Origin of the sequence: Flavobacterium sharifuzzamanii (assembly GCF_003254585.1) — a bacterium.
Lineage (GTDB): Bacteria > Bacteroidota > Bacteroidia > Flavobacteriales > Flavobacteriaceae > Flavobacterium > Flavobacterium sharifuzzamanii.
Map to the genome: position 1 here is coordinate 247,831 of NZ_QJGZ01000040.1, position 13,971 is coordinate 261,801.

The window sequence follows — 13,971 nt, forward strand, 5'->3', positions numbered from 1 at the left end:
CAGGTTTGTTTTGTTTCAAGTTTCAAGTTAAACCCGACAGGTTTTAAAAACCTGTCGGGTTTGTTGTAATAAGTCGAAGACAAGATTTCTCGTTCCTAAGAACTTTGTCAAAGTTTAATTTTCTAATTGTCACATTTTCTAATTATCAAATTTTCCCATTAAAATGTAATTTGTTGCATTAAAATAAATTTTTATATATTTGAGTTTCGATATTCTCTTTTTTGGTTTGATAACATTGAATAATTGTTATTGCTACATTTAAAAAGAAATGTTTTTTGCCCTAAAAAATGATTTTTCCCAAAGAATCCTTTTTAGGAAGTGATTTCCCAAAGTCGCTGCATTAACCTACAGACCGTAACAAAATGACGAAACTTAAAATCAAGATTTTATTTCTATCACTTTTATTTATTTCTCCAATTATCAATTCCCAAATCAAAAAGATTGGAGTGCCATTTATAACCAATTATAGTCCGAAAGTTTATAAAGCAGCATCAGAGAATTGGGATGTTCTGCAAGATTCTAAAGGAATGATGTTTTTTGCCAATCATTTCGGAATCATGCAATTTGATGGCGTACGTTGGGCGATTGTGACACAACCAGAAAACCGAAGTATGGTTCGTTCCATGGCAATTGATCAAAAGGATAAAATGTACGTTGGCGCTCAAGGCGATTTTGGATTTGTAATTCAGCTTTCCAATGGACAATATCAATATACTTCTTTGGTGAAATTAGTTCCAAAAGAAGCTCGGAATTTTGGAGATGTACTTCATACAGTCATTCGAAATAATGAAGTTATTTTTTTCTCTTATGAAAGGATTTTTATTTATAAAAACCATACAGTCAGAGTAATAGATGCTAAAAGATCTTTTGATGATTTCTTTGAAGTAGGGAAAGAGATCTATGTTTCGGATAATGAAAGAGGCTTATTAAAATTAAATGGAGAGAAACTAATTCCTGTAGAAAACGGTCAGCAATTTGTTGGAATGCAGGTTAGGAAGATGTTTCGAACGGAAAAAGGCTTTTTACTGCTGACTCAAAAAAATGGTCTTTTTAGCTTCAGCGAAAATCAGATTAAACCATTTGTGACTGAAGTTGATTATTTGCTGAAGCAAAATCAGATTTCAGCAGGAATTGAACTTTCTGACGGATATTTCGGAATTGGAACGCGTCAATCTGGGTTGATAGTTATAGATAGTGAAGGACATTTGATTCAGCATATTGATAAACAAATGGGGCTTCAGAACGAATATGTAACTAATTTTAGAATCGATAAGGAAGGAAATTTATGGGTGACACTCAAAGGCGGAATTTCGCTAGTTCAGATTTCGTCTCCTTTATCAAAAATTATTGACGGTACTAATTCTGAAACCAAAATTTATTGCAGTCAGATTTACCAGAATCAATTGTATATCGGTACAGATAATGGCGTATTTTGGCTTGATTGGGAAGCTTATAAAAGCGGGAAGAGAGAGAACGTAACTTTTCAGCATATTTCTGGAATGTCTGAAAACGTTTGGAATGTGGGAGTTTTTGGCAATTCGTTATTAGCATTTGAAAAAAACGGAATATTCGAAATCAAAGGGAATTCCGCGAAAGCGTTGGCAAAAATTGATGGCGCTTGGCAAGGAATTCTAGTGCCTAATCATCCTGATTTGCTTCTTGTTGGCGGTTATACCGGATTGTATCTTCTAAAAAAAATAAATGGTTCTTGGGTTTTTCAGCATCGGATAAAAGGGTTTGAAGAAAGCAGCAGAATCATGGAAACCGATAAATGGGGAAATATTTGGATTGCGCATGGTTACAAAGGGATTTATAAGATTAAATTTAATGCGACATTTGATTCCGTTGTTGATATTCAGTTTTATAATGATAAGAATGGTTTTCCGTCGAGTTTGTTTTTGAATACATTTAAAATTGATAATCAGATTTTGTTTGGCACAACAAAAGGCGTTTATAGACAAGATGTATCTTCAAAAAAAATGATTCCGGATCCAGTTTTTAAAAAATATCTGGGGTTAGAAAATCATATCCGATTATTAAAACCAGATCATCAAGACAATATCTGGTATATTTCTGGTGAAAATACGGGAAAAATGAATAAGCAGAAAAATGGAAGTTTTAAGATTGAAGAACTACCTTTTCGAAAGCTCGGATATTTGTATGTTCCAGGTTTTGAGAATATCCAGACGACAAAAAGCAGTGATGTATTTTTCGGTACGCAAGAAGGACTTATTCATTATAGTGCCATTAAAAACAAGAAGTATGAAACGAAATATAAAGCTGTCATTTCTGAAGTAAAATGCATTTTTCCGAAAGATAGTCTTTTGTATTCTAGTCGTTATGATATTCTTCCGAAGAAAACAGCATCAATAAGCGACAAACTTTCTACAGTATTGCCTTATTCTAATAACGCGCTTCATTTTTCTTTTGCATCGCTTTGTTTTGAAGATGCTGAAGCAACAAAATACGAATATTGGTTGGAAGGCTTTGAGCCGACATGGTCGGATTATAGTCTTCAGACCGAAAAAGAATATACCAATTTGCCTGAAAATGAATATGTTTTTCACGTAAGAGCAAAAAACATTTATGATGTAGTTAGCGAAGAAGCGGTTTTTAGGTTTGAAGTTTTACCGCCTTGGTATAGAACTTTTTGGGCTTACTTGTTTTATTTTGCGCTTTATAGTATTGTAATTTATTTAATTGTGAGATATCAGAAATCGGTTGCTGAGCGTCAACGCCTTCAATTGATAGAGAATCAGGAAAAAGAATTGCTTCGAAGCCGTGCAGAGCTTAACGAACAGAAACTGACATGGGAACAGCAAAATATGGTAATTGTAAAAGAGAATCTTCAAACGACGATAAATCTCAAAAATGCTAAAGTGGCTTCAAATACAGTCAATTTAATTCATTTAAATGAAATTTTACTTTCTATAAAAGATTTGATCGGACAGATTGATAAGAAAAATGATCCGAATGTAAATTTCAGTCTTCTAACGAAAATCAATAAATTGATTGACCACGAATTGCAAGGAGACAAACATTGGAATGAGTTTGAAGAGATTTTCAATCAATTGCACGATAATTTTATGCAACGATTAAAATCTAGTTATCCAGAATTGACTCCGCGCGATATGCGATTGTGTGCTTATTTGAGAATGAATTTTAATACAAAAGAAATTGCTCCGCTTTTAGGAATTTCTGTTCGCGGTGTTGAAGATACCCGTTATCGCATTCGCAAAAAATTACAGCTTCCATCAGATACAAACATCACCGAATTTATTCTCAATTTTTAATTTTTCTCATTTAAGTGAAATTTTAAGTGATTTTATGCATTTCATCGATGATTTGTTACATTTCTTCGATAGTACCGTAGTCAAACCGTACTCAAAAATGTAAGTCTTGCCTGATTTTTTAGTTAATATTGCCCTGTTGTTGTCGGAAAATAAATCTGTTTTTTAATAAAGCAGTATTTGTTGAAGCAATAACAATTACTAACTAAAACCTATTAAAAATGAAGCAAAAAGACTTTTTTTTCGGCCGACCACCGAAAAGCAATTCCTATTTATTAAAACAATTTTGTGTCGCAGTTTTATTCTTACTGCTGCCATTTATGAAAACGCAAGCTCAATGTAATACATTGGTTTGGTCGGATGAGTTTAATGGTACAACGGTAGATTTGACCAAATGGCAAAGCATCTCAGGAAACGGGTGTCCGTCGCTCTGCGGATTTGGAAATGCCGAGGCGCAGCGCTACGATCCGAATCAGGCAACAATTGTAAAAGAAGGCGCAAACAGCTATTTGAATATTGAGGCTAAATACCAGCCCAATGCCTCGTTTCCAGATCAGCCGTATACTTCTTCAAAATTAACTACAGAGGGAAAGTATTCTTTAAAATATGGAAGGGTTGAGGCTCGTATGAAGTTATCTAACGGACAAGGCGCGTGGCCAGCTTTTTGGATGCTTCCTGTAAACGGAAACTGGCCGTTTACCGGTGAAATTGATATTATGGAAGCCAAACACAGAAATCCGCAATCTGTAGACGGAACGATTCATTATGACGGAAACGGATATCATTTTACGGGTAGAAGCTATAGTTCTCCAACAGATTTATCTTCAGATTTTCATGTTTATGCGGTAGAATGGGGACCAAACTTTATCAAATGGTTTGTTGATGATGTTTTATTTCACACCGCAACTCCAAATACAACAGTTAATGGCGGATGGCCTTTTAACGATAGTCAGTTCTATATCATTTTAAACCTTGCTGTTGGTAGTGCAGGAACGCCTTACACCAGTGTAAATGGAGCAGGTGTACCACCAGTTCCGGGTGATTTCCCAGCAAAATTACAAGTCGATTATGTTCGTGTTTACGATGGGAGTTTTAAATATGCGGTAAGTGGCGATAACAAAGTTTACCAAAATGAAACTAGTAAAACCTATTCTGTAAATGCAATTGCGGGGGCGACCTATAACTGGACAGTTCCAGCAGGAGCAACAATTGCATCAGGGCAGGGAACAAATTCGATTACTGTAAATTGGGGAACTTCTGGAGGAGATGTTTCTGTAGCTGCAACAGTTTCAGGCTGTAATGTTAATACTTACAAACTGGCTGTTACGACCGAACCAGCATTGCCAGTTGAAAAAGTACATGATGATTTTCAGAGTAATAGAAATGTAGTATATCCTATAAAAACGGGAGTTCTAACAGAAGCTGTTGCGAATCCTTCGGCTACGGGAATTAACACATCGGCTTTGGTTGGTAAATACGTTCGAAATTCAAGCGAATTATATGATGTTTTGAATATTAGAAATTTAACCATCACCAATGCGAACGATTATGTTTACGGAAGAAAAAGACTTTCTTTTGATATTTATACTTCAGCACCGGTTGGAACAAAGATTTCGATGCAATTAGAAAATAGCAATGTTACAACTGCAACCAATTATCCGTCGGGAAGACATAGTGGTTTTAAAGCTACTACAACAGTTCAGAACAAATGGGAAACGATTGAATTTGAGTTTGAAAAAGTAATCGACCCAAATACGAGCGCTTTGGCAATCAATAATGTGGTGATTCTTTTTGAATCGAATTCAAATTCCGGAGCAACTTATTATTTTGATAATCTACTGACAAAAGCAGCGCCAGAGAAACCGATTATTGCAACAGATGTTCTGCAAAACTATGATGGAGCAAATAAAATTATAAAAGGAACTACGACAGGAACGTATTCTGTTGTGGCAAATCCGGGCTCTAATTCTGTTAACTCATCTGCAAATGTGGCGAAGTATGTTCGAAATGCATCAGAACAATACGATGTGCTTTTCTTTAATACACAAACTTCAATCGAAGATGCTGGTTTATTTAAAAATCAGACCAATAAAATTATGATCGATGTCTATACAACGGCACCAATTGGTACGGTTGTAAGCATGAATTTTGAGAATAGCGCGACTTCGCTTCCAGCAAATTATCCGACAGGAAGAAATAGTAGTTACGTAGCCATTACAACCAAACAAAATCAATGGGAAACATTAACTTTCTACTATAATTCCAGTCCGGATGCTGGAACTTCGAATCTGGCAGTAAATCAAATGGTTTTACTGTTTAATTCGGGTTCTTATACAAGCGATACGTATTATTTTGATAATATTAGAATTGGATCGACTAAACTTCCAGATACTTTTACGCCGGGTGTTGTGTATGAAGATTATCAAACGATTCACAACATTACGTTTAGAGATGCTATTGGAACTTATACGGCAAACACAGCAAATCCAAACGTAAGCGGAATAAATACTTCTTCAAATGTTGGAAAATATATTCGTAAGTCAACAGAATTATATGATAATTTCTCCTTCAATACGACTTTAAACAACATTGGAGATTTTAAAGCGGGAACAAAAAAGTTTGCGATGGATGTTTATACTTCTGCGCCAGTTGGATCAATTATTTCTTGGCAGGCAGAAAGCAGCGCGTCGGTTCCGTCCAATTATCCTGTTGGAAGACACAGTATTTATCAAGGAGTTGTAAAACAATCAAATGCTTGGCATACCATAACTTTTACTTATGTAAGTACGCCAGATGCTTCGACACCAGATAATGATGTAAACCGTTTTGTTTTCTTGTTTGAGCCGGGAACCAATTCTGGAAATGCGTATTATTTTGATAATTTGAGAGCTTTAAATTTAGTGTCTACAGAAACTCCAAATGTAAATTTAGCTTTGGCTAAAACGGCAACGGCTTCGACATTAGAAAATGCGACTTTTACTGCAAACCAAGCAACAGACGGAGATGCAGGTACAAGATGGGCAAGTTCTTTTGCTAATGCGACCGAATGGATTTATGTGGATCTAGGAAGTAACTACAATCTAAATCGTGTAGTACTAAAATGGGAAGCTGCTTATGCAACACAATATAAAGTACAGCTTTCAACTGACAATGTTTTTACAGAAAATGAAACCATCAATACGCAAACGGCAAGCGATGGCGGAACGGATGATTTAGCGGTAAGCGGAACAGGAAGATATCTTCGCATTTTATGTACAGCAAAAGCTTTGTCGCCTTATGGATATTCATTGTATGAAATTGAAGCTTACGGATCTTCGTCAACGGCTAGAATGGCCTTAAATGTTGAGGAAGAGCCTCAGACAGAAGAAACTGTTTTTGCTGTGTATCCAAATCCTACGACTAATTATGTTCAAGTTTCATCTCCTGAAAACTTAGACAATAAAGTCATCACGATTTATGACAATACTGGAAATCTAGTTTTACAGAATAAACTTCAAGAAAATGAAAGTGTAATTGATGTTAGCAGACTTCGCAGAGGAATTTATATTGTAAACTTCAAATCAGACCAGAAAAGCTGGAGTAAGAAGCTGATTAAGAAATAATTTTTAAATCCGTTGGGTGCAATTCAAGGAGGGCATACCAGTTGCACCTGGCGGATTTATTTAGTCATTTGAAAATGACTTTGGTTTTAGAATCTAATTATTATGTAACCCCAAAATTATTTAGATATGAATAAAATTAGACTTCAAAGATTTTCTTTTTTGATGACGCTTTTTTTAGTGTTTTCAAGCCTAATGCATGCTCAAGGGCCTGTACCGTTTACGATTAGTAATAATTCGACATTTGCAGACAGCGATCTATATGTTGCTATTGTGGGAATCGATTATACCACAGGAAACCATGTTTGGGTCAATGCCAAAACAAGTCAGGTTTTGCCTATGAATGCTTCTTATAATACGGTTACAGGACCAACTTATGGCGGAAACACAGGGCCGGGACAAAACTCGAAATACGCAGCATGTTTTACAAAACTGAGTGAGATTCCAAACAAAACCTTCACTTTGCCTTTAATTGCAGGGTGCCGAGTGTTTATTTCGAAAGGTTCACAATTGTACTTTTACTTTTTTGGAGCAAGTGGAGCACCTTCAGGATATGCATCGCCAAATCCGCAGAACGCAACAGATCCAAACCAAGGGATTTTGTATGAAATGATCGAATTGACCAATAATCAATATGGTTTCTTTGGAAATCCGACAAGAGTAGATTCATACAAATATCCAATGGGACTGGAATTGTTTGGTGCTAACGGATATCAAAAGAAAGTGGGAGATTTAAAAAAGCATGCTGATATTGTTGCGGCTTTTAAAGCCAATGTTCCAGCAGAATTTCAAGGTTGTGTAAATGATGCGACAGGAGAAATTACTGCTCCGTCAAAAACTGCAGCTTACGCCGAAGGATCAGGGCCATACGCAAATTATTTAAAATCGTACATCGATGCGATTTGGAACAAATACAAAAATGAAGATTTAATTTTCTATGCCGGAGATGCTGGTGTTTTTAAAGGAAGAGTTATTGGTGAACAACTAGAAATGGTGGGACAATCTGGTGCTTTTGTTGGAAGAACTGGACGCGTTCAGAACCGACCAACAACTCAGGAAGCTCTTGAAGGAAAAGGCGTTTTGGACAGAAGATTGGTTGATGGAGATTTGGATCTTGTAATTCAATCCCAATTAACGGCGGCTATTAACCGTCATGTGGTAAACACTACAATAGCAAATCCGGGTCAGCAAAACTGGTACGATGCATCGAAATACTATCAAACGAATCCAACAAATCATTATTCTAAATTCTGGCATTTACCAGGAATCAATATTGATAATTTGGCTTACGGATTTGCTTATGATGATGTTGCCGATCAGTCGCCATCACTTCATTCGCCACAACCAACAAAAGTTGTAGCAACATTTGGCGGTTATTATGGACTTACTACGCCTTCAGTTCCAGCTACGACAGACGTTATTACAGTTTACAAAGATTGTAACTACACAGGTTTCTCTGGCGGATTAACTATTGGAGATTACAATCTGGCTCGTTTAAATTCTTTAGGAGTTTTAAATGATGACATTTCTTCACTTAAAATAACTCAAGGTTATCAGGCGATTTTATATCAAGACGATAATTTTGGCGGAGCTTCAACAGTAATTAATTCTGATAATTCTTGTCTAAATACTACTTGGAATGATAAAGTGAGTTCAATCAGAGTTATTGCAAACGGAACGACAACTTTAGGAAATCAGACTTTCTTTCTTCAAAACAGAAATAGCGGTTTATATATGGATGTTTGGAATTCCAGTATGTCAAACGGAGCAGGAATCAATCAAGGCTCTTTAAATTCTGGAAACAATCAGAAATTTACTTTCACACATTTAGGAGACGGAATGTACAAGATCATTGCGAATCATAGCGGAATGTCAATGGACATTAATAACTTCAATAAAGCAAATGGCGCAAGAGTAGAACAGTATCCGTACAATGCAACTACAAATCAGCAGTTTATTTTGGTTGCTACAGGCGATGGCTATTATAAAATTGTTGCCCGTCACAGCGGAAGAATTGTTGAGGTGGCTGGAGCAAGTACAGCTTCTGGAGCGATTGTGCAGCAATGGGATAATAACAATCAGACTTGTGGACAATGGAAACTGGTTCCAGCAACAAGTTCTCAAACTTCAGTTTTAATTCAAGCAGAAGATTATTCAGCAATGAGCGGCATTCAAGTTGAAGCGACTACAGATACAGGCGGAGGCTCGAATGTTGGTTATACAGAAACAGGCGATTGGTTGGCGTATAATAATATTAATTTCCCGACAACAGGATCATATTTAATTGAATATCGAGTGGCAAGTGCGGTTACTGGCGGAAGATTATCTTCTGATTTGAATGCTGGAGCAGTAGTTTTAGGAAATGTTGATATTCCGAATACTGGAGGTTGGCAGAATTGGCAAACCGTATCACAAACTGTGAATGTAAATGCAGGAACATATAATTTCGGAATCTATATTCAGAATACAGGAATGAATATCAACTGGATTAAAATTACAAAAGTAGCGGGAGCAACAGCACGAATGGCTTCAGTTGAAACAATTGAAGAACCAGCCGAAACAGTTTTAAATGTTTACCCAAGTCCAGTTGAAAGCACACTTTATATAACAACAGATCTTTCTGGAGGAAGCGTAAAAATTCTAGATTCTCAAACAGGATCTACTGTAACATCTCAAAAAATAAGCAACAATAGTTTTGATGTTTCGCATCTTAGAAAAGGAATCTATTTTATCGTTTTTGAAAAAGATGGCAAACAAACCATCAAACGTTTCATAAAAAAATAGTTTTAAAAAGTGATTTCAGGCTTTAGATCTTAAATAATAATGGAGTAGTGTTAGTTATACGAAATTAGATTGCAAATCAAATCTAAAATCTAAAGTCTGAAATCTAAAATAAAAAAAATATGCAACTCAAATAACCGTCCCATGTTTACGAGTTTATTAATCTATTAAAACAATTATTATGAAAAACAATTACAAAAGAATGCTGCAGAAATGCATGATTATTTTAGTCTTGGGCGCTTTTAATTTAGCGACAGCCCAGAAAAAAGTGATAGCTTACATTCCGAATTGGATTGATTTGAATGCTTTTTCAAGCACTGTTCAATACAATAAATTAACGCACATTAATATTGCTTTTGAAAATCCTGACGCCAGCGGATATTTAAGTTTTAATTCAGGAAGTAATGCGATTATTAATGCGGCTCATGCCCAAAACGTAAAAGTTTTTGTTTCGCTTGGAGGAGGCTCCGTTTCAGAAGGCGGAGCAATTCGAGATAATTATTTCAATTTAATTACGCCAGCCAATAGAACGGCTTTTATTCAGAAAATCTATGATTATGTCGTGGCTCATAATTTTGATGGAGTAGATGTTGATCTAGAAGGTCCAGCAATTAATGGCGATTACGGCGGATTTGTGATTGCTTTGGCTAATAAATTGCATGCCAATGGTAAATTGATTTCAGCAGCGCTTTCGGAAGGATATGGTGGTGCCAATGTACCTTCATCTACTTTTGCGGCTTACGACTGGATTAATATTATGGCTTATGATGCAACAGGGCCTTGGGCGCCAAATAGTCCAGGACAGCATTCTCCTTACAGCATGGCGGTAAATCAGTTTAATTACTGGACAGGAAGAGGATTGCCAGCAAGTAAAGCTATCATCGGACTTCCTTTTTATGGCTATGGTTTTGGAGCTTCTGCCAATCAAGGAATTTCTTATGCGAATATTGTAGCACAATATCCAGGAGCTGAAAATTTAGATCAGGTTGGAAACACTATTTATTATAACGGGATTCCGACCATCAAACAAAAAACGACTTTCGCAATTCAGAACGCTGGCGGAGTCATGATTTGGGAATTGTCTCAAGATGCCACAGGAACGAAATCTTTGTTAAATGCCATCAATCAGGTAATTACAGGAAGTAATCCTCCGGCAACTGGAACTATAATTCAGGCCGAAAATTATAATGCAATGAGTGGAGTGCAAACTGAACCTACAACCGATACAGGCGGCGGATTAAATGTTGGATATTGCGATACAGGTGACTGGATGGCATATTATAACATTAATTTTCCAACATCTGGAACTTATGTAATCGAATATCGAGTGGCAAGTGCAGTTACAGGCGGAAGATTATCATCTGATTTAAATGCAGGAACGATTCAGCTTGGTGCCATAAATGTTCCGAATACAGGTGGATGGCAAAACTGGCAGACGATTTCGCAGACGGTAAATGTAAATGCAGGAACGTATAATTTCGGAATATATGTTCAAAATACAGGTTTTAATATCAACTGGTTTAAAATCACTAAATCGGGTTCAACGGCAAAATCTGCTCCTGCAAGTTCAGAACAATCCATTGCAAGTTTAGAAATTTATCCGAATCCAACTGAAAGCCAACTTTTCTTTAGCACAGAGGTTTCTGGCGGTAATGTAAATGTCATCAATACAGAAGGTGGCGCAACTGTTTTTTCTCAAACTGTAAACAATAACAGCATTGATGTTTCGACTTTAAAAACAGGAATTTATCTAATTTCGGTAGAGAAAAACGGAATAAAGACGGTAAGACGTTTTATTAAAAAATAATCATAACCCATTTGCCATAATGGTTTTAGATACATTAAATTTTAGGTTTTAATGTGATGAAAAAGGCTGTCTATTTGGACAGCCTTTTCTTTTGTAACGAAAAGTTCAGCAAAGTTGATTTAGACAGCTTTTTTGTAGCGCAGAGTTCACAAAGGTTTACGCAAAGGTCACAGAGTATTTTGAGAAAAACTTTAGCAATCAAAGTTCACAAAGCTTTAAGTTTAGCTTTGCGAACTTTTTTATATTATAAAAATTAGCTTAGAAAAAACTTCGCGAACTTTGCGTAAACCTTTGTGCTCTTTGCGTTAAAAAAACATCCCTTACAATAAATCACTTCAAACTCTTAATCGCACCATTTTTCAAATCAACTGTAAAATGGTCTGCAGGAACTTCATGCATGAATTTATTGAAGATGATCAGGAATAATTTCATCTGTTTCTGCAACGGATTGTCTTTTGAAAGATCAGCTTTAGAACCTTCTAAAAATAAATTTGACAAAACTTTGTATTCTTTTGCTCTTTGAGTTCCAACATCGGCAAGAGCCAATTCATCGGCACTTCTGAAACGATAAAAATCTACTAGAAGATCATAACCTGTCCAATTGAAGTTTTCTTTTTTGAGATTATTTTGAGCTAGGATTTTTTCTGATTTCGCTTCAGCATCATTCCATTCTTTTTGAAACTGTTCTTTATTTTTTAGTATGAAATCAAAATCTTTATCAGATTGCATATTAGCTAAAACCAATAAATCTTTTGCAGCAACATTCAATATAAAATCTTTGAAAGCAGAAGGCCAATCGTCTTTTAGGAAACGAAGACGAACTAATTCTTTTAAATGAAAATCGGTAAAATCATGATAGTTTTTTGTTTTTAAGATGTCAATATTCCAAATGTCTTGGGCGTTCTGACTTTCTAAGAACTGATATTCCATTTTATACAAATCAAAAAGTTCGTCGTATCTCGAAACATCATCAATAGTAATGGTTTGAATATCTACAAGATTATCCTTTTTGAAAGTCAATAATTTGTATGCGGGAATATAAGCCGCAAGCGATGGTGTTTGAATATTAACCAAAGTATTTCCTTTTGCAGAAGTTCTCACGCCCGTATCGTTGATATGCATATGTCCGCCAAAATGAATCTTTAATCCTGCATCTGCAAATATTTGTGCTACTTCTTCGACAGGAACTCGGTTTAATTGCCATTTGTTCGGTCCAAGCAATTCTTTAATTTCCGCGGAAGCGTCATCATTAAAATCAATCATAGGAAAATGACTGAAAGCAATTAATGTTTTTCCTTGTTTTTTGGCTTCCGCCGAAATGGTTTCAACCCATTTAATTAAATGTTTTTTATTCGTAAGCACATTATTATATCCTGTGCTGGCTTCGCTGTAATTCTTAGAATCTTTTTCTGCGGAAGCATTTTTCTTTGGTATATAAACATTTCCATCAATAGCCATTAGCCAAAGTCCGTCAATAGGTTCTACGACATAACTAACATCTGGAACTTCATAACCTGGCGCTACTTCGTATACGCGATTTTCCAATTTGGCACTTTCTAAAGCTTTTTCGAATGTATAATTTTCGCTTGAATAAGTAGAAAATGGAGTTGCCCAGAATTTATATTTTTTATTTGGATGAAAACCAAAATTCTGAAGCTGATCTGTAATTCCTAAATAACCCATTTTAGCAATGTCGGCGGTAACAACTACTGGCTGTTCGATGTTTAGATTTGGCTTATAAATACCTTCTTTGCTATAAATGGGTTGACTTTTACCTTCTTTTCCTAAGAAATCTTCTTTTCCAGATTCTTGCGCAAACGGCCCAACCGGATCGTGATTTCCTGTGGTTATGAAGAATTCTATTCCGTATTTTTTGGTGTATTGTTCTAATATTTTGGCTAAACCGCGAACATGTATTGGTTGGCCATCGTCTGTATAGTCTCCAGGAAGAGCTACATATTTGATTTTTCGCTTTGCGATATCTTCTAGAGTGGCAATAAAAGCAAAGTAGTTTTCATTGAAAATGCGCGTAGAATGAAGCTGAGAGGACATGGTTCGCACCAAAACATATTCTCCCGTTTTCGGATTCAAAACGCCTTTATAATCTGAATCTGAAAACTGGCCGAATAAGTCCTGTAAATGCACATCTGATAAAAATGCGATTTGTGTTCCGTTGAGGTTTTTTACTTTTTGTGCTGATGCTACGTTATTGAAAAAAACTAGGAGCGTGATTATGTATACTATTGTAAATCTTGAATTCATAGGTTTTGTTTTTTTTACCGCAAAGAGCGCAAAGAGTTACGCAAAGTTCGCTAAGATTTTTGAGCATGATTTATAAAATAAATAAGGTCGCAAAGCTTTGTGGATTTTGAGTTTTTTTTAAAGGATAATTATCAAATCTAGTTTTAATATAGCCCGCGGTTTTAACCGCGGGAACACAAGGTATATCGTCTCTCTGAGCGTTCCCGCGGTTGAAACCGCGGGCTATATTTAC

The 13,971-nt window shown here is 35.9% G+C and carries 5 protein-coding genes; 4 read left to right on the plus strand and 1 reads right to left on the minus strand.

Features of this window, described 5'->3' with window-relative positions; all coding sequences use genetic code 11:
- The first annotated feature begins 362 nt into the window (after window positions 1–362).
- The 4 genes from DMA14_RS16175 to DMA14_RS16190 all read left to right on the plus strand — a co-directional run bounded on the left by DMA14_RS16175 (window position 363) and on the right by DMA14_RS16190 (window position 11,477).
- Window positions 363–3,293 (plus strand): triple tyrosine motif-containing protein, encoded by a 2,931-nt coding sequence (locus DMA14_RS16175; RefSeq protein WP_111425627.1) that lies wholly within the window; start codon window positions 363–365, stop codon window positions 3,291–3,293.
- Window positions 3,294–3,610: 317 nt separating this feature from the next.
- A complete protein-coding gene (locus DMA14_RS16180) occupies window positions 3,611–6,892 on the plus strand; it encodes a family 16 glycosylhydrolase (RefSeq protein ID WP_238989987.1) in 3,282 nt (1,093 codons plus the stop codon).
- Window positions 6,893–7,018: 126 nt separating this feature from the next.
- Window positions 7,019–9,673: a beta-1,3-glucanase family protein gene (locus DMA14_RS16185; RefSeq protein ID WP_111425629.1), complete on the plus strand. Its 2,655-nt coding sequence runs from the start codon at window positions 7,019–7,021 to the stop codon at window positions 9,671–9,673.
- Between the two features lie 178 nt (window positions 9,674–9,851).
- Window positions 9,852–11,477, plus strand: a complete 1,626-nt coding sequence (locus tag DMA14_RS16190; protein WP_111425630.1) for a glycosyl hydrolase family 18 protein — start codon at window positions 9,852–9,854, stop codon at window positions 11,475–11,477.
- A 330-nt stretch (window positions 11,478–11,807) separates the two neighbouring features.
- On the opposite strand, the gene DMA14_RS16200 is transcribed toward DMA14_RS16190, so the two are convergent.
- Entirely contained in the window at window positions 11,808–13,739 is a 1,932-nt protein-coding gene (locus tag DMA14_RS16200; protein WP_111425632.1) for a metallophosphoesterase family protein, read from the minus strand.
- Window positions 13,740–13,971: the final 232 nt, after the last annotated feature.

Excerpts from the sequence above, each read along its gene's own strand:
- DMA14_RS16185 (WP_111425629.1), top strand. The coding sequence starts at position 7,019 with ATGAATAAAATTAGACTTCAAAGATTTTCTTTTTTGATGACGCTTTTT.
- DMA14_RS16190 (WP_111425630.1), top strand. The coding sequence starts at position 9,852 with ATGAAAAACAATTACAAAAGAATGCTGCAGAAATGCATGATTATTTTA.
- DMA14_RS16200 (WP_111425632.1), bottom strand. The coding sequence starts at position 13,739 with ATGAATTCAAGATTTACAATAGTATACATAATCACGCTCCTAGTTTTT.
- DMA14_RS16180 (WP_238989987.1), top strand. The coding sequence starts at position 3,611 with ATGAAAACGCAAGCTCAATGTAATACATTGGTTTGGTCGGATGAGTTT.
- DMA14_RS16175 (WP_111425627.1), top strand. The coding sequence starts at position 363 with ATGACGAAACTTAAAATCAAGATTTTATTTCTATCACTTTTATTTATT.